Source organism: Hyphobacterium sp. (genome assembly GCF_965217055.1).
GTDB lineage: Bacteria > Pseudomonadota > Alphaproteobacteria > Caulobacterales > Maricaulaceae > Hyphobacterium.
This window is the reverse complement of sequence record NZ_OZ244227.1, coordinates 2,448,376-2,464,538: the sequence shown is the minus strand read 5'-3', so window position 1 is coordinate 2,464,538 and position 16,163 is coordinate 2,448,376. Positions and strand designations below refer to the sequence as shown.

The following is a 16,163-nucleotide window of genomic DNA, read 5'->3' as shown; positions in this document are numbered from 1 at the left end:
GCGCAGGCTGGCTGTCACCGGCAAATTCTGTTTCAGGGACGGGTAGACGGACGCACAGAATGTCTCCATGCGTCCGTCAAAATCCCTGTCAGGTCTGCACGCAGACCTTATTTCAGCTCGACGCTGGCACCTGCATCTTCGAGCTTCTTCTTGATCTCTTCAGCCTCGGCTTTCGGCGCGCCTTCCTTGACGGCCTTGCCACCGGCTTCCACCAGATCCTTGGCTTCTTTCAGACCCAGACCCGTGATCGCGCGAACTTCCTTGATCACGTTGATCTTCTTGTCGCCGGCCGCGACCAGAATGACGTCGAATTCATCCTTCTCTTCGGCAGCGGCACCGCCAGCGTCACCGCCAGCAGCCGGTCCGGCAACAGCCACGGCCGCAGCAGCCGGCTTGATGCCTTTTTCTTCCAGGATGTCGTTGAGTTCCTTGGCTTCCAGAATGGTCAGGCCAAGAAGTTCTTCAGCAAGTTTAGCTACATCAGCCATTTGATTTTAGTCCTTGATTAGTCGTGTCGGTTCGAAAGCGGAGAATGACGTGTCCCTAGGCTTCGGCCTTTTCGCCGATGACCTGGATCTGGCCGGCGAGCGTATTGCCCGGAGCCGTGATCCGCGAGACGACTTCGCCAGCTTGGCCCAGAAGGCGGACCACCGCGGTTGCGATAAGTTCTTCGCGGGACGGCATCTTGGAAAGCGCCGCGACGCCATTGGCATCAAGCACTTCCTCTTCCATGAAACCGCCCAGGATCTCGAACTTGTCGTTGTCCTTGGCATAGGCGACTGCTGCCTTCGGAGCGGCCGTGAAGTCTTCGGAGAACGCGATCCCGACGGGACCGGTAAAATACTCCGAAGCGCCTTCCGACGCCTTGCCCGAAAGAGCAATCTTGGCGAGACGATTACGCACCACTTTGAATGTGCCGCCGGATTCCCGGAGCTTGGCGCGCAGATCCGTCATTTCCGCAACGGTCATGCCCTTGTAGTGGGCAATGACCACGGAGCCATTCGAGAAGATGCCCTTAAGCTCTTCTACCGAAGCTTCCTTGGTCATACGATCCATTTGCGGTCTCCCTGATTGGGCGCTTCCCTGTGAAACGCCCGGAAAAGACGCCATTCCGTGCGCCCGCCCACTCATTGGGTGGAACGCACCGGAAAAGCGCATTCCTGTCCCAGGGCTCGAACCGGCACCACCGCCAGGGCGGGGCATCGAATTCTTGCTCTGTCTCACTCAGGGCCCTTGCGGAATTAAGATGAACTTGAACGTCCATCCCCTGCGATCTCGGACAGGTTGGCCGGGCTTGGCACTCTGCCTCCCCCGACCGGACCGGCGGTGTTAACCACTGGAATTCACTTTTGACAACCCCTAGGCCGCCGGCGCTGCCGAACTGGCTTCGGAAAGGTCGATCTTCACGCCCGGCCCCATTGTGGAGCTGATCGCGATTTTCTTCAGATAGGTGCCCTTGGCACCAGAAGGTTTGGCCTTGACGATCGCGTCAAGGACAGCCTGGACGTTTTCGCTCAAGGCCTTCTCGGTAAAGCTCGCCTTGCCGACACCGGCGTGGATGATGCCGGCTTTTTCGACGCGGAATTCGACCGCACCGCCCTTGGAGTCCTCGACCGCCTTCGTCACGTCCATCGTGACCGTGCCAACCTTGGGGTTCGGCATCAGGCCGCGCGGACCGAGCACTTTGCCGAGCCGTCCGACGAGAGGCATCATGTCCGGCGTTGCGATGACTTTGTCGAAGTCCATGCGGCCGCCCTGAATTTCTTCCATCAGGTCTTCCGCACCCACGACATCCGCACCCGCCTTCTTGGCCTCGTCAGCCTTCGGGCCCTTTGCAAACACCGCGACGCGGACCGAACGGCCCGTGCCGTTCGGCAGATTGCAGACGCCGCGGACCATCTGATCAGCGTGCCGCGGATCAACATTCAGATTGATCGCGATCTCGATTGTTTCATCAAACTTCGCGGTCGCATTGGATTTCACCAATGCCACTGCTTCGTCGACGGTGTGGAGCTTGTCGCGGTCAACCGACGCGCGCGCTGCGCCAATACGTTTTGCTACCTTTGCCATGGAACTCACTCCACCACTTCAAGGCCCATGGAACGGGCCGAACCGGCGATGATCTTCGTCGCCTGGTCAAGATCAATCGCGTTGAGATCAGGCATTTTCGCCTCGGCGATCTCGCGGCACTGCGCCATCGTCACTTTCGCGATCGGGGCCGCCGAACCGGCAGTGCCCGAACCCTTTTGGACTTTCGCGGCCTTCTTCAGAAAGAAGCTGGCTGGCGGCGTCTTGGTCTCGAAGGTGAAAGACTTGTCCTGGAAGACAGTGATGATGGTCGGGATTGGCATCCCCTTATCCATCTCCTGCGTCTTCGCGTTAAACGCCTTGCAGAACTCCATGATGTTGACCCCGCGCTGACCCAGCGCCGGACCGATCGGCGGGGACGGATTGGCCGCCCCGGCCGGTACTTGCAGCTTGATATAGCCTGCAATCTTCTTCGCCATTTCCCTTCCTCCTGTCAGGGAGAACGCGGTGCGGCACCGGCATGGTCTTGTCCGGCCCCTCCCGCATTCGAATGTCCACCGGTCAGGCCGCTTTTTCGACCTGACCGTAATCGAGTTCGACCGGCGTGGCCCGGCCGAAGATATTGATCGCCACTTTCAGGCGGGCGTTCTCCTCGTCCACTTCCTCCACGACGCCGTTAAAGCTCTGGAAGTGTCCGTCTGTGACGCGAACCGTTTCACCGACATCGTAATGGACCGTCGGAACCGGACGCTCGGCGTCTTCTTCCATCTGGCCCAGAATGCGTTTGACCTCTGTTTCCGACACCGGCATCGGCTTGTTGCCAGATCCCAGGAAGCCGGTCACTTTCGGCGTGTTCTTCACGAGGTGATAGGCAGCATCGGTCAGGTCCATTTTCACCAGGACGTAACCCGGGAAATACTTGCGTTCGGACTGGACCTTGCGCCCCTTGCGCACCTCGACGACCTCTTCGGTCGGCACGAGAATTTCCTCGAAGCAGGACTCCAGGCCTTGCTGAGCCGCTTCGATCTTGATTGCCTCTGCCACCTTCTTTTCGAAGTTGGAATAGGCGTGAACAATATACCATCTGGCAGCCATGTCTGATCGGCTCCCTTAAGCGCCAAGCTGCAGAACAAAGGTGACCAGGGCCGAAATGCCCGAATCAACCGTAAAGAAGAACAGCGAGGCCAAGCCCGCCATGACCAGCACCATTATGGTCGAGATAATGGTCTCCTGGCGCGAGGTCCACGTGACTTTCCGTGCTTCCTGACGCACCTGCTGGAAGAACTGAAACGGATTGGTCCGCTTCTTCTTCGGCGGCGGCGCCTCGTTCTGTTTCGCGGGCAAATTCTTGCCGATTGTCTTGGCCATTGTCTTTATTTAGTCCGCTTCCACTTTTGCGCTAGTCCGTCGATGGCAGGGGCGGAGGGACTCGAACCCCCGACCCTCGGTTTTGGAGACCGATGCTCTACCAGCTGAGCTACACCCCTTCGATAGAGCGCAAAAAACCGCGCCCGGACTTCACAGCCGTGCTTTGAAGCGTCGGCTTCTACACCCTGTTTGCCCGATTGCAAACAGCCTTCTGCAAAAAAATGCGGCGGGCCGAAGCCCGCCGCACATCTGGTCTATGACCGCTTGCCGATTAACGGCGAAGCGTGACCCGGCCGTAGAAGTAACGGCCAGCCGTGTCATAGGTCTGGTTAATCGTGTTCATGTCATCATTGTTGGAGACATAAGGCGGCGTCTCGTCAGCGAGATTACGCACACCGAAGGTCAGCCCAACACCGCTGTCGACGAAGTCGTAAGCAGCCTGGATGTCATGATACATCACACGCTCGGCAGTGTTCGAGATGTTTGCCGGGTTCGACGAGAAGTCGACGACTTCATCGATGTAGCGGCCAACATAGTTGAACTGCCAGTTGTCGGAGACCACGCCCATGCGAAGCAGGGCGGAGATTTCCGGGAACGATGACGGCGTTGTCGTGAACGGATCCTGCGCGAACGTACCCGCATATTCGAACGTCGCACCACCCGGAAGGACCTGGTAGGCGAAGCTTTCGAGATACGTCACATCGACACCGGCGACGAACTGTGCCGTCGAGTTGAAGATGTCGAAGGTCGGACCCGAATAGTCGATCGAGAAATCGACACCCGACGTCTCATAGGTCGACAGGTTGGCGTTCGTCAGAAGGACGCCGGCAACAACGCCAACGGCCGAACGACGTGCACCACCCGGTCCCGGATACGGAGCCGCCAGCGGAGAGCCGGTGACACCCGTATAGCCCGGGCCCGCGATCAGCGAGCACAGCGGATCGGAGAAGTTCGCCGAGTTGTAGCACGAGCTCACGATCGTGTTCACGTCAGCCGAACCCACCGCGTCCGTCACTTCAAACGAGAAGTAGTCGGCCGAGAAGGTGAAGTCCTCGAGGATCGGCGTGCCCGACGGTGTGAACACCACACCAACCGTGAAACCTTCCGATTCTTCAGGCTGCAGGTTCGGGTTACCACCGACAACACCTGACGCCTGAGTCGAGGTCAGCGTGAAGGTTGGCGGCAGGCCGTCAGCCTGACAGTTGGCTACGACGGTCGCATTCGCACCCGACGTGCCGTAATTGGTGCACGGATCGGTGTACTGAACGGCCGTTTGAGCCTGCGGAGCGAACAATTCGCCGATCGAAGGCGCCCGGAAGCCGGTCGAGAACGAGGCCCGCACACGAACCTGATCACTCGGTGCCCACTCACCCTTGATGGCGTAGGTATTGGCATCAAAGGACGAGTTCACATTCGTACCGGTCACGTCATAGGACGAGGAACGGGCCGAAAGTTCGAAGGCCAGCAGTTCGGCGAACTCGACACCCGACAGGATCGGAAGGCGAACCTCACCATAGAACTCCGAAGAGGTCGTCTCACCTTGTGTCGAGTTACCCGACACGAAGTAGATCTGACCGATCTGCGCCGCACCATCGGGGATGAACTCACCGGTATCCCGGCGACGTTCGTAACCGACAGCCCAGCCGATCGGGCCGCCCGGCAGTTGCAGACCACCGAGATCACCCGACAGGTTCGCCTGGAAGGACAAACGGGACTGGCGCGAGACCGGCGAGTGGCGAACCAGGAAGTAGTTCGCAATCGTGTCGGTCAGCGTGTCCGTGCGGAACGGGTCCCAGATCAGATTGGCTGGCGTCTGGCACGAACCTGCAGCCAGCGAGGCCGGGTCGTTACACAGGACTTCAGCAGCACGGATCGGGTTGGCCTGGCCGTCGATCACGCGAGCGTCGACATAACGGCCATAGGACAGCGACGTGTCCCAGAAGATGCCGGCCGGCAGCGTGCCCTCAAAGCCGAACACACCACGCCAGGACGAGGCGTCCTGGGTAAAGAAGCGGCCGGAATCAAGCTCCGCCAGGCGGCGGGCCACGAACACGTCTTCACCGGTCGGGTTGTTCGGGTGGAAGGCCGGAACAAGCGGGAACCAGAAGGTACCCACCGGTGCCATCTGCTGCTGCGAAGAGCGCTGGGCGAACATGAATTCGCCAAACGCCGTCACATCACCGAAGCGATCGGACGACAGCACGTCATACTCGGCGTCGAAGAAGCCCGAATAGACTTCCATCGGCGTCACCATGTAGGAGCGGGCCGCAAAGTTGTAGCCGTCGGCCGGCGTGAACGCCCGCAACGTGTTGGTTGCAGGGTCGAGAATGACACCGCCGCCACCATTGATGCCGGCCACGACACCAGGACCAGACGCAAAGATCTGACCCGGATAGGCCGTACCCGAACCACCACAGATCAGCTGGCCACCAACTTCTGCCCACGGACAGGCCGAGAACGGACGGTCGCCCTGACGGATCGTGCCACGGTCGAAATATTCGAGGTTGGCGGTAAACCGGCCACCGTCGAACGAACGACCGAAGGTCGCACCGTAACGGTAGATCTGGCCATCGCCTTCACCCGTCACATCGTATTGCGCGAACAGTTCCATGCCTTCGACATCGTCACGCGTGATGATGTTCACCACGCCGGCGATCGCGTCCGAACCGTAAATCGTCGAGGCGCCGTCGCGCAGCACTTCGACGCGGCCGATCAGCGAGACCGGAATCGTGTTGAGGTCGGTGTAGCCACCGGTATTCGACGGCGTCGCACGACGACCGTTGATCAGGATCAGCGTCCGTTGCGGACCAAGGCCGCGCAGCGAGATCGTCGCCTGACCGCCCGAGCCGTTGTTCACGCGCGAGTTGGTTTCACCACCCGGAGCGAACGTGATCTGGTCGGCGAAGTCTTCCAGCGTGCGAACAGCCTGCACGTTGAGATCGTCCTGGCCGACAACCGTGATCGGGCTGACCGAAGTCAACTCGCTACGGCCGATCCGCGAACCGGTCACGATGATGCGGTCATCCGCAGCACCATCTTGCGCAACAGCGGGAGCCGCAAGGCCCAACCCGCCGATGAGCGTGCTTGCCATCAGGCAAGCCTTAAGAGTTCTCTGTTTCACTCTGAATTCCCTCCGAGTCATTAAACAGTTTTGACGACGCCGGTTGATCCGGCTTCATTACGTGTGGGTTGCCCCCGTTATCACCGAGTCGCGTTTACGACACAGCACCGTCACAAATCGTGGCGTAAGACCGCGAAGGGGTCAACGATCACAGTGTAATATGCACGTTACAGAGGTGAGATGCCCATAGAGGTGTTGCGGATTAGTCTCATATCCGCCGCCGACATGGTTAATCCGGCCGCCGGAGAGGTCATTTTTCGCGTCCACGCCGAATCGGCTGCACCAAATTCGCGCATGAAAAAAGGCCGCTCCGAGGAGCGGCCTTTAAACACGTCGCAAAGAATCAAGCCTCTGCGATTACTCGATAATTTTAGAGACAACGCCGGCACCGACGGTGCGTCCGCCTTCGCGGATAGCAAACCGCAGGCCCTGGTCCATGGCGATCGGCGTGATCAGCTCCACGTTCAGTTCCGCATTGTCGCCCGGCATCACCATCTCGGTGCCCTCTTTCAGGGTCACCACACCGGTCACGTCCGTCGTCCGGAAGTAGAATTGCGGACGGTAGTTCGTGAAGAACGGCGTGTGACGGCCACCCTCTTCCTTGGTCAGGATATAGGCTTCCGCTTCGAACTTCGCATGCGGCGTAATCGAGCCCGGCTTGGCCAGAACCTGGCCACGCTCAACGCCTTCACGGTCGATACCACGCAGCAGGACACCGACATTGTCGCCCGCCTGGCCCTGGTCGAGCAGCTTGCGGAACATCTCGACGCCCGTGCACGTCGTCTTCACCGTGTCGCGGATACCCACGATCTCGATCTCTTCGCCAACCTTCACGACACCGCGCTCGATCCGGCCGGTCACAACCGTACCCCGGCCCGAGATCGAGAACACGTCCTCGATCGGCATCAGGAAGTCCTGGTCCACCGGACGCTCCGGCGTCGGGATGTACTCGTCCACAGCCGCCATCAGCTCGGCGATCTTCTGCTCGCCGATCTCCGGGTCACGGCCCTCAAGAGCGGCCAGCGCCGAACCGGAAATGATCGGAATGTCGTCGCCCGGGAAATCATAGGACGACAGAAGCTCGCGAACTTCCATCTCCACCAGCTCGAGAAGCTCCTCATCGTCGACCTGGTCGACCTTGTTGAGAAACACCACCAGCGCCGGAACGCCAACCTGGCGCGCCAGCAGGATGTGCTCGCGCGTCTGCGGCATCGGCCCATCGGCCGCGTTCACAACCAGGATCGCGCCGTCCATCTGCGCAGCACCCGTGATCATGTTCTTCACATAGTCAGCGTGCCCAGGGCAGTCGACGTGCGCATAGTGACGGTTCTCCGTCTCATACTCCACGTGAGCCGTCGAGATCGTGATCCCGCGCGCCTTCTCTTCCGGCGCACCGTCAATCTCGTCATACGCCTTGAACTCACCGAACTGCTTCGTGATCGCAGCCGTCAGCGTCGTCTTGCCGTGGTCAACGTGACCAATCGTGCCAATGTTCGCGTGCGGCTTCGTCCGCTCAAACTTCTCCTTGGCCATTGTCTCATTTCCTCTTGATATGACCGGAATAAACGCACCCGAATTCAGCGCGCGTATTGATGAGCGCGGGGGATAGACTCACCTGTGAGCAAAGGCAAGGGGGCAGCCGGATGCGAACTGCAAGATTAGCAAGGTCGTGACCGACAAAGCGCAATCTATATGGCAGAATGGAGCGGGTAGCGGGAATCGAACCCGCATATTCAGCTTGGAAGGCTGCTGCTCTACCATTGAGCTATACCCGCGCCGGGCGGACGTATTTAGCGATGGTTCGCCAAAACGTCGAGACTTCTGTCACGTCCGGATGCAGCATTCCGAAGCAAGGCGGTGAATTGCCGGAAGGTGCAACTGTGCGCCAGGCGATCTGCTCAACCCTGGGCGAAATGAACCTGCGCGAGGCAACAGACAATCGAATCGCGCAGGCAAAGGCTTGAGGTCTGCCATGGCCCTGGGCATGCCAAGCCTAGGCACCTGAAGCAGGAGAAGGTTGGTGGAGGGGGCTGGATTCGAACCAGCGTAGACTCTCGTCGCCAGATTTACAGTCTGGTGCCTTTAACCACTCGACCACCCCTCCAGGCGCATTCGAGGTACGACAAGCGTCTTATCCGCAGATAAAACGCCGACGCAATATGTCGTCTGTGTCAATCCGCAACGGATTGCAGTAACCACGGGACGACAAGGGAGCCCTCGGTCAAGGGAGCGCGGACTATAGTGACGAAGCACAGCACACGCAACCGGCCTAATACCGGAGCAAAACCAAGGCCTTCGCGTGATAATCGCGAAGCCGATGAAGGGTGGATCTGGGGCCGGCACGCCGTACTTGCCGCACTCGGAAATCCGCAGCGCGAAACACGCCGCTTGCTGCTCACGCTGAATGCCCGGCGCGAAATACCGGCGGGAGTCGCGTTTGAAGACGCCAAACCGGACGCGATTTCGGCAACGTTACCCGATGGCGCGGTGCACCAGGGATTCGCACTTCGCACAACCGCACCAGCGCCCGAGCCCCTGAAAGCGGTGACAGATCCGACCCACGGCGTGCTGGTCGTGCTCGATTCGGTGACCGATCCTCATAATGTTGGCGCAGTCTTCCGTTCTGCTGCGGCCTTCGGCGCGCGAGCCGTCATCCTTCAGGATAGAAAGGCACCGCCGCTTTTCGGCGCCACAGCCAAAGCTTCGGTCGGCGCAACAGAGACGGTCCGGCATGTCCGCGTGACCAATATCGCCGACTCGCTCATAGAATTCCGCAAGGCGGGCCGATTCGTGATCGGCCTTACCGGCGGCGGCGAAGTCACGCTGGCCGAGGCGATCCGCGATCATGGCGGCCCCGGACTAGTGATAGTCATGGGAGCGGAGGACAAGGGAATCCGCCCGCGCGTTGCAGAAAACTGCGATCTGCTTGTGTCGATCCCGACTACCGAAGCCATCGAGAGCCTGAACATCTCCAATGCAGCGGCGATTGCGCTTTACGCGGCCTATGCAGCGCGGTCTGGCCCCAAGGTTTGACCCCGCCTCGTCACTGTGGTGGCGTTAGCGCTGCCGTTGAGGATGCGCCATGTTTCGAATTATTGACGACTTGCTGACCTGCGACCAGGTCGCGCAAATCCTGAAGTTGGCCGACCAGGCCCGTTTCGCGGATGGCCGTGCGTCCAACCCGCATAACAAGGCGAAGAACAATCTGCAGATCGATTTCGGCGATCCGCACTTCCGGGAGACAAGCCGTATCATGATGCAGGCACTTTCTCAGCACAGGGTGTTCAATGACGCGGAGACCCCGGCCCGAATGGCGCCGCTGTAGATTTCACGCTACAACCCGGGATGAACTACGGCGTTCATTCCGATGCTGCGATCATGCCGGTTCAACCTACCCCCGTGCGCTCGGACGTTTCCTGTACGATCTTTCTCGCGGACCCCGCCAGTTATGAAGGCGGTGAACTCGTAGCACATCTGGGAGGTGGTGAAGTAACGGCGAAGGGAAAGCCGGGTTCCGCCGTCCTCTACCCGTCAACCATGCATCGGGAAGCCCGGCAGGTCACGAAAGGCGAACGCGTTGTTGCCATCGACTTCATCGAAAGCTTGATCAAAGATCATGTGAAACGCGATATTCTCTATGATCTCGGCGAGGTTATCGCGGAAGAAGGCTTCAATGTGAGCTGGGAAAACCGCACGCGGCTGTAATATTTGCGCAATAATCTCCGCCGCATGTGGGACGGCGAGTAGCGATGAAAAAAACCGGCAGTTGTCAGTGTGGCACAGTCCGCTTCGCGGCGACTGGCGCTCCTCGCTTTGTCGCGAATTGTCATTGCCATGATTGCCGCAGAGCGACCGGCGCGGCCTTCTCGACCTGGGTGGGTTTTTTCGATGATCAGATTTCCTGGACAGGCGAACGTTCAATCTTTGCGAGCTCGCGCGGTGTCCAGCGCGGCTATTGCCGCGACTGCGGGTCACCACTGACCTTCCAGGGGCAAAATTGGTCAGGCGAAACCCACATCCTCATCGGCGCGTTTGATGATCCCGCCGGGCTGACACCAAAGGGAGATGTCTTCATCGAAGACGCCCTGCCCTTCTCCAAGCCAGCAGGCTAGTCCCTAATCGGCTTCCTTGCACGTGCAGCCATAATCATTGCAGCCGATCGTGCCGTCCTCGCAGATCGGCGCCATGGCGACGCAATCGGACGCGCCAGCACAGGCACAATTTCCGCCATTGCACGTATACTCCGCCGGCTCGCTCGGTCCGGCGCTGATCGACAGGCGGTTCGAGTGCCCGGCGGGTGCTGACGATCCAAAGGTCGCGTCGCCAGTACGCACCAGTCGGGCCGCCTGGCCATAATTGCCGGATTCCATGGATTCCTGGAACTCGGTGGTGAACCGGGTGTCATTTTCGACCTGCGCCGCGCGCAAAGTGGCGCGCTGCTGCGCATCGGCAACGCTCGCTGCAATGATCGCCAGCGCCAGAATGATGATAATCCGAAGCATGATGGCTCCTCCCCATAAGCCCTCGCGGGGGAAACTCTAGGCGAAATTCGCGTTCTTCGCGAATCAGCGCGCTAGCCGGGCCAGAATTGGTAGACCGCCGTTGCGATCAGTGTACCGATCACATAACCCAGCACACCGACCAGAACGCCCGGCGTGATGAGTTCCTTCCAGCCCTTGGCGGCGGCAAGTGCTGGTGCTGTGGTCGCACCCAGAACCGCGGCATTCGAGGCTGTGATCAATTCCGGCAATGAAAACCGCAGCAGCGAACCGACACCGAACAGTACGACAGCGTGCACCGCCAGAACGGTCGTTACGAGCGCCAGCAGAAGCGGTGCATCACGCAGCAGCGAGGGAATGTTCGCTCCAGCAGCGATCGCCGCGAAGAAGACGAATGCCAGGCCGACGCCGAGCTCATAGCCGCCATGCAGACGCGACATGCGTTTCGACAGGAATGTCGCGGGGATCAGTGTGATCAGAGTGAGAATACCGTAGCGCCAGTTGCCGGCGGCCCGCGAAGCATCCTCGACGCCCAGCGCGCCCAACAAAGCGCCCAGCTGGCCGGTCAGGACATCGGCAATCGCCACCAGAACCAACGCATAAGCGAGCGTGATGGTCAGTGTCAGTGCCGTCGCCCGGCCATTCTCCTCCTCGGCCACTGTAGCTTGCGAATGATCCTTCCGCACAAAGCGCGACGCGATAAAGCCGACACCCGGAATGATGGCGAGGAAGGCCAGGAAAACGCCGGAGAAGAGATTATCGACCGCCGTCGCCGCAGAGACCAGGCTGGGTTGATTCTCGGCGAGACCGGTAATGTCGGCAAGCGCCGCATAGTTCACGGAACCGCCTATATAGGTGGCGGTAAACAGGCCTGCGAGCGCGGCCTCGAGATCGCCAAAATCGAACAGGGTGAAAGCAACGACGGCGCCGATCACGGTCGCGACGGCCGCCAGCAGAAACGCGCCGGTCATCCTGCCGGTCTCGAACAGTATCTTTCGCATGTCCGCTTTCATCAGGAAGAGCGGGATCAGGAGCGGCACGAAATAGGAAAAAACAAAGCTGTAGGCGGCGCCAGTTTGCGGAATCAGCGTACCCCACCGCCACCCGTCCGCGCCCGCCAGCGGTACCGGCAAATTGGACAGGAAGATCGCAAGAAAAATCGCCACGACCGCGCCCGTGAGAATTGCGCCTATCCGCGTTTTCTCGGCGAGGAAGCCGAGCCCCGCGATCACGAACAGTGCGCCCATGACGGCAAAATGATTGTCGGCTGGTATCAGCGATTCCATGACTATCCCCTGTGACTAGCGCAGTTAAACCGGCCTCCGCGAAAGCGCAATTCGCGCTGCCATCACATCCCCGTCAGACAAGCCTAGTCGCTTCGCTCGAAACGGCTTTCACCTGCAAACCGGGCAAACCCGTCTTCGCCGGTTGCTGAATCCGGCGGCGCCCAGCGCACCAGCGACCATTCTGTTTCGATCACATCGCCGTCGATGACACCGGTCCAGCTGGTGATCGTGTGGCAGGTTTCGGCCTCGGCAATCCAGATCACGCGAAAACTTATCAACGGGTCGAACAACTGCGCGGAAACCGGATACTCAATGCCCTGGCAACGGTAGCCGGGCGCCCCATTGATGTAGCGGCCGGTCATGCGGCCTTCCGAATCGATGGTGTCGAGATAGAGCATTGAGCCGGACTGGTTCTCCCAGACCGACGGTACGAGGGCATCATCCGCCAGAGCAGGCGTTGCGAGCACAAGCAGGAAGAGCGCCAGCAAGCGCATCAGCTTTCCCTGCCGAGATAGGCATCGGCCTCGACCTCGACGAGGAATTCCGGGCCGGCCAGCGCCGACACGCCATAAAGGGCGGAAGCCGGCGGGAACTCGCCGAAAATAGCAGAATGCGCCCGCGCAAAAGCGGCTTGAGCGTCGGGGCTCATATCGGTCACGAAGACCCGCGTCCGGCGCACATCGAGCAGGCTCGCGCCCAGTTTTTCAAGCGCACTTTCAATGATTTCAAGGCAGCGTCGCGTCTGCGCTTCCATGTCGCCCGGTGCAAAGGGCTGGCCGTTTCCGCCGACCGCGACCGTTCCGGAGACCCAGATATGCGGCCCGTCCTTCACAGCACGGCGGTAACCGACCCGGTCCTCCCAGATCGCGCCTGAAGACACCCGTTCGACCATGCCTATTCCGCGCCGCTCGCCTGCAGGTAATCTATGGCAATCGCGGTCATGCCCTCGGTAGCCATGGTGATCGCGGCCTGCGGATCCGGCGCGAACAGGGCGGAATGATTGCCCGGCGCCGACAAGCCACGTGACTGGTAATCGACGAGCACGTCTTCCGGGGTTCCGCCGACCCAGAACATGAAGATGGGAATGTCATGTTCGGTGCGGCCATAGCGCGAGAAATCCTCGCCGCCCATGACCGGATCGAGCTGGCGTACGGCGACGTTTCCGAAGCGCTCCTGCAGCACGGCAACCCCGCGTTCGGTGAGCTCGGGATCATTGTATGTCGCGGGCGTATAGGGTTCCTCGACTTCGACGGTCGGCCACAATTCCTCGGGGATTCCAGCCGACGCCGCCTGCCCATGCGCAACGCGTTCTATCCCTGACAGGAGGAGCTCCCGATTGGCGTCCGAGTATGATCTTACCGTGATCTGCAGGTGCACTTCATCGGGAATGATATTGTGCTTGGTGCCGCCATTGATGGCTCCGACGGTTACGACACCGGATTCCAGCGGATTCATCTCGCGGCTGACCAGCGTCTGGAGCGCGGTAATGATCTGCGCGGACAACAATACCGGGTCGCGTCCGACATGCGGCGTCGAGCCGTGCGCTCCGATCCCGCGCACGGTGATATCCACGGAATCGACATTCGCCATCGCATAGCCAGGCACAAAACCGATCATGCCGGCCGGAATCGCGCCGAATGTGTGGAAGGACACCACGGCGTCGGGCAGAGGGAAGCGGTCATAAAGCCCGTCATCCAGCATCATCTGCGCGCCGAGGCCCAGCTCCTCTGCCGGCTGGCCGATCAGCACCAGCGTGCCGGACCAGTCCGCGCGCCGTTCGACCAGCTGTCGCGCCGCCCCGACCAAAGCGGTCATGTGGGTATCGTGCGCGCAGGCATGCATGACATGGCTCTCCTGGCCGCGGCGGTCCGTACCTGTTGCGGTCGAGGCATAGTCCAGACCGGTATTTTCCTCGATCGGAAGCCCATCCATGTCGGCGCGCAACATCAGCGTTGGCCCCTCGCCATTCTCCAGCACGGCCACCAGACCGGTGCCGCCCACATTCTCTGTCACCTCGAAGCCCAGCGACCGGATTTCCTCGGCCAGACGCGCCGCGGTCTCGACCTCCATCAGGGAGAGTTCCGGATTGGCGTGGAAATGCTGGTACAGGTTTTCAAGGTAATCGGAATAATCCGCCTCGATGGATGAGCGCAGATCGTCCTGCGCGAAGGCGCCGGCGGAGAGGGCAAGAACGGCGACGGAAGCGAGCAGCGAACGCATGGAATACCCCTTGTTTTTCCTGAAGCGCATAGGACGGCGCAAGGCGGCGACGGTCAAGGGGTGACGAAGCAGAACCGGCCAATAGCTGCCGTCCGGGGAACAGCCTGCACAAACGCCGCGTTCGACCCAATAACGAGAAGCACGATGCCCGCTAGGATTCGCGCATGGCGCGCACCAATTCGACCACGCGCCGGCGCACTTTTGGTGCCCTGATTTTCGAAAACGCCTGGGCCAGCGCAAGGCCATCCGGACTCCGAATGAGATTCAATGTCTCCGAGACATGGTCGGGCTCGTCCGGGCTTCCCAGTTCGCGCTCGGCAATTCCGTCGAAAAAATACTTGATGGGAACGTCCAGCACGCGCGCCAAGTCAAAAAGGCGGCTGGCGCCTATCCTGTTGGCGCCCCGCTCATACTTTTGCACTTGCTGGAACGTTATTCCGAGTAGCTCGCCGAGCCTTTCCTGCGACATCCCCAAATACTGACGTCGCACGCGCACGCGTGATCCGACGTGGGCATCGACATCTGTAGCGCTTCTTGGTGAATGGCTCGGCATGGGTCCCCCTGTAAATACCAATATGGTCGCGCGTTCACGATTTACGCGCCTGACTTGCGGACTGAACCGCTCTTAGAGCACTCGCTTTGTCGGTCCCGACCTTCTAGCGCCAAAACGATCTCTTCCAGCTTTGATATCGCGTCTTCAACCGTGCCGGTTCTAAGATCGGCTGCAAAGGATTGGGCTCCGGGACACGGCTCCAGCAAGCCTGTAGTCTGCGATCTTTGGTACATCAATATGGGACTAATCAAAGCGTTCTCTGAAAATCCCGGCGGAGTTGTCGAAGCCACGACGACCATGACATCGCTTCGGTCACAATGCTGGAGATACGCATCGATAACCCGGCTGACCGCCAGCGAATTCACCGAAGACAAGGACGTGATCACCACCATCCGGGCAGTTTCAAACCCGAGTGGCAGCCGACAACTTTTACCAGCCGTGAGGAGTCGCACGGCGCCATCATCAAACAGCCGGTCAGGACCAATCAACTGGCGCGCAATCTGGAAAGCGTCTTGCGCATCTTCGGGCGAATGAAGAACGATAATGGGTCGTCGTTTCAATTCGGGGCCCTTATGGTTGACGCATCAAGAACAGGTCCAGCCAATCGTGGCCTAGTCAGGCAGCTTCGGCAAATGACCCATTTTTCTGATGAGCGCTTTCGCATTTCTCCCGGACGGCGTGAGTTCTGCGATCTTTAGTGCCAATTCCTCGATCTCCCGATGCGAAAGCGAGCGTGCATGATAAAGCAGCTCCGCCCAGACGATTTCAAGCTGCGGAAAGTCGCCGGAGTTGAAGCTTTGAAATGTAGATATCGGGATTGAAAGGGTTGCGGAAATTTCTTCCAGCTCGCTGAACCGGGGTTCTTGGCCTGAATAGATTTCAAACATTCTCTCTTCCCCGATGGCTTCGATAAGCTTCTGTTCCGCATCGGGGCCACGATGGTGAACGACGAGTTTCAAAAGCTGCGCAATGCGGTCGCCCGCTGGCTCCAACGCCCGGTTTGAGATCGTCATCAGATTTCCTCGGCCAAAAGTCCGTGGCGGAGACAATCGCAGAATTTGATAGCGGCTTCGTAAACGACCGCCTTA

At 59.8% G+C, this 16,163-nt stretch carries 21 protein-coding genes and 3 tRNA genes; 5 read left to right on the top strand and 19 right to left on the bottom strand.

Going from position 1 to position 16,163, the window contains the following annotated elements:
- Nucleotides 1–107: 107 nt before the first annotated feature.
- The 10 genes from rplL to ACOOFN_RS12255 all read right to left on the bottom strand — a co-directional run bounded on the left by rplL (nucleotide 108) and on the right by ACOOFN_RS12255 (nucleotide 8,292).
- Entirely contained in the window at nucleotides 108–488 is a 381-nt protein-coding gene (gene rplL, locus ACOOFN_RS12300) for a 50S ribosomal protein L7/L12 (RefSeq protein ID WP_420431899.1), read from the bottom strand.
- A 55-nt stretch (nucleotides 489–543) separates the two neighbouring features.
- Nucleotides 544–1,056, bottom strand: coding sequence for a 50S ribosomal protein L10 (gene rplJ / locus ACOOFN_RS12295; RefSeq protein WP_420431897.1), 513 nt, complete (start codon nucleotides 1,054–1,056; stop codon nucleotides 544–546).
- A 303-nt stretch (nucleotides 1,057–1,359) separates the two neighbouring features.
- A complete protein-coding gene (gene rplA / locus ACOOFN_RS12290; protein WP_420431895.1) occupies nucleotides 1,360–2,070 on the bottom strand; it encodes a 50S ribosomal protein L1 in 711 nt (236 codons plus the stop codon).
- Between the two features lie 5 nt (nucleotides 2,071–2,075).
- The gene (gene rplK / locus ACOOFN_RS12285; protein WP_420431893.1) at nucleotides 2,076–2,507 is read right to left on the bottom strand and encodes a 50S ribosomal protein L11; all 432 of its coding nucleotides are present in this window, start codon (nucleotides 2,505–2,507) and stop codon (nucleotides 2,076–2,078) included.
- Between the two features lie 82 nt (nucleotides 2,508–2,589).
- Nucleotides 2,590–3,123, bottom strand: a complete 534-nt coding sequence (gene nusG, locus ACOOFN_RS12280; RefSeq protein ID WP_420431891.1) for a transcription termination/antitermination protein NusG — start codon at nucleotides 3,121–3,123, stop codon at nucleotides 2,590–2,592.
- A 15-nt stretch (nucleotides 3,124–3,138) separates the two neighbouring features.
- Nucleotides 3,139–3,396 carry a preprotein translocase subunit SecE gene (gene secE / locus ACOOFN_RS12275; protein WP_420431889.1) on the bottom strand — a complete coding sequence of 86 codons (258 nt, stop codon included), beginning with the start codon at nucleotides 3,394–3,396 and terminating at the stop codon, nucleotides 3,139–3,141.
- 43 nt (nucleotides 3,397–3,439) lie between these two features.
- Nucleotides 3,440–3,515, bottom strand: a tRNA-Trp gene (locus ACOOFN_RS12270).
- Nucleotides 3,516–3,667: 152 nt separating this feature from the next.
- Nucleotides 3,668–6,487: a TonB-dependent receptor plug domain-containing protein gene (locus tag ACOOFN_RS12265; protein ID WP_420431887.1), complete on the bottom strand. Its 2,820-nt coding sequence runs from the start codon at nucleotides 6,485–6,487 to the stop codon at nucleotides 3,668–3,670.
- A gap of 387 nt (nucleotides 6,488–6,874) precedes the next feature.
- Nucleotides 6,875–8,050, bottom strand: coding sequence for an elongation factor Tu (tuf, locus tag ACOOFN_RS12260; RefSeq protein WP_420431885.1), 1,176 nt, complete (start codon nucleotides 8,048–8,050; stop codon nucleotides 6,875–6,877).
- A 168-nt stretch (nucleotides 8,051–8,218) separates the two neighbouring features.
- Nucleotides 8,219–8,292 (bottom strand) — tRNA-Gly (locus ACOOFN_RS12255).
- A 21-nt stretch (nucleotides 8,293–8,313) separates the two neighbouring features.
- On the opposite strand from ACOOFN_RS12255, the gene ACOOFN_RS12250 reads away from it, so the two are divergent.
- Nucleotides 8,314–8,481 carry a hypothetical protein gene (locus ACOOFN_RS12250; RefSeq protein WP_420431883.1) on the top strand — a complete coding sequence of 56 codons (168 nt, stop codon included), beginning with the start codon at nucleotides 8,314–8,316 and terminating at the stop codon, nucleotides 8,479–8,481.
- Between the two features lie 54 nt (nucleotides 8,482–8,535).
- Here ACOOFN_RS12250 and ACOOFN_RS12245 read toward each other — a convergent pair.
- A tRNA-Tyr gene (locus ACOOFN_RS12245) sits at nucleotides 8,536–8,621 on the bottom strand.
- 137 nt (nucleotides 8,622–8,758) lie between these two features.
- Between ACOOFN_RS12245 and ACOOFN_RS12240 the strand changes: the two genes are divergently transcribed.
- From ACOOFN_RS12240 to ACOOFN_RS12225, 4 genes are read left to right on the top strand one after another with little or no spacing between them, the layout of a single operon-like run.
- Nucleotides 8,759–9,550, top strand: coding sequence for a TrmH family RNA methyltransferase (locus ACOOFN_RS12240; protein ID WP_420431881.1), 792 nt, complete (start codon nucleotides 8,759–8,761; stop codon nucleotides 9,548–9,550).
- A 49-nt stretch (nucleotides 9,551–9,599) separates the two neighbouring features.
- Nucleotides 9,600–9,842, top strand: coding sequence for a hypothetical protein (locus ACOOFN_RS12235; RefSeq protein ID WP_420431879.1), 243 nt, complete (start codon nucleotides 9,600–9,602; stop codon nucleotides 9,840–9,842).
- A 20-nt stretch (nucleotides 9,843–9,862) separates the two neighbouring features.
- Entirely contained in the window at nucleotides 9,863–10,222 is a 360-nt protein-coding gene (locus tag ACOOFN_RS12230) for a 2OG-Fe(II) oxygenase (protein WP_420431877.1), read from the top strand.
- A 44-nt stretch (nucleotides 10,223–10,266) separates the two neighbouring features.
- Entirely contained in the window at nucleotides 10,267–10,629 is a 363-nt protein-coding gene (locus ACOOFN_RS12225; RefSeq protein ID WP_420431875.1) for a GFA family protein, read from the top strand.
- 3 nt (nucleotides 10,630–10,632) lie between these two features.
- Here the strand turns inward: ACOOFN_RS12225 and ACOOFN_RS12220 are convergent, their stop codons facing one another.
- The 8 genes from ACOOFN_RS12220 to ACOOFN_RS12185 form a co-directional block, all read right to left on the bottom strand.
- The gene (locus ACOOFN_RS12220; protein ID WP_420431873.1) at nucleotides 10,633–11,019 is read right to left on the bottom strand and encodes a hypothetical protein; all 387 of its coding nucleotides are present in this window, start codon (nucleotides 11,017–11,019) and stop codon (nucleotides 10,633–10,635) included.
- 71 nt (nucleotides 11,020–11,090) lie between these two features.
- On the bottom strand, nucleotides 11,091–12,302 hold the full coding sequence (locus ACOOFN_RS12215; protein ID WP_420431871.1) for a DUF819 domain-containing protein: 1,212 nt from the start codon (nucleotides 12,300–12,302) through the stop codon (nucleotides 11,091–11,093).
- An 83-nt stretch (nucleotides 12,303–12,385) separates the two neighbouring features.
- Nucleotides 12,386–12,796, bottom strand: a complete 411-nt coding sequence (locus ACOOFN_RS12210; RefSeq protein ID WP_420431869.1) for an avidin/streptavidin family protein — start codon at nucleotides 12,794–12,796, stop codon at nucleotides 12,386–12,388.
- The gene (locus tag ACOOFN_RS12205; protein ID WP_420431867.1) at nucleotides 12,796–13,194 is read right to left on the bottom strand and encodes a RidA family protein; all 399 of its coding nucleotides are present in this window, start codon (nucleotides 13,192–13,194) and stop codon (nucleotides 12,796–12,798) included. The genes ACOOFN_RS12210 and ACOOFN_RS12205 overlap by 1 nt, the downstream gene beginning before the upstream one ends.
- A 2-nt stretch (nucleotides 13,195–13,196) precedes the next feature.
- A complete protein-coding gene (locus ACOOFN_RS12200; RefSeq protein WP_420431865.1) occupies nucleotides 13,197–14,522 on the bottom strand; it encodes an amidohydrolase in 1,326 nt (441 codons plus the stop codon).
- Nucleotides 14,523–14,673: 151 nt separating this feature from the next.
- On the bottom strand, nucleotides 14,674–15,075 hold the full coding sequence (locus tag ACOOFN_RS12195) for a helix-turn-helix domain-containing protein (protein WP_420431863.1): 402 nt from the start codon (nucleotides 15,073–15,075) through the stop codon (nucleotides 14,674–14,676).
- 41 nt (nucleotides 15,076–15,116) lie between these two features.
- Nucleotides 15,117–15,635, bottom strand: a complete 519-nt coding sequence (locus ACOOFN_RS12190; protein ID WP_420431861.1) for a hypothetical protein — start codon at nucleotides 15,633–15,635, stop codon at nucleotides 15,117–15,119.
- A gap of 51 nt (nucleotides 15,636–15,686) precedes the next feature.
- Nucleotides 15,687–16,088 (bottom strand): hypothetical protein, encoded by a 402-nt coding sequence (locus ACOOFN_RS12185; RefSeq protein ID WP_420431859.1) that lies wholly within the window; start codon nucleotides 16,086–16,088, stop codon nucleotides 15,687–15,689.
- Nucleotides 16,089–16,163: the final 75 nt, after the last annotated feature.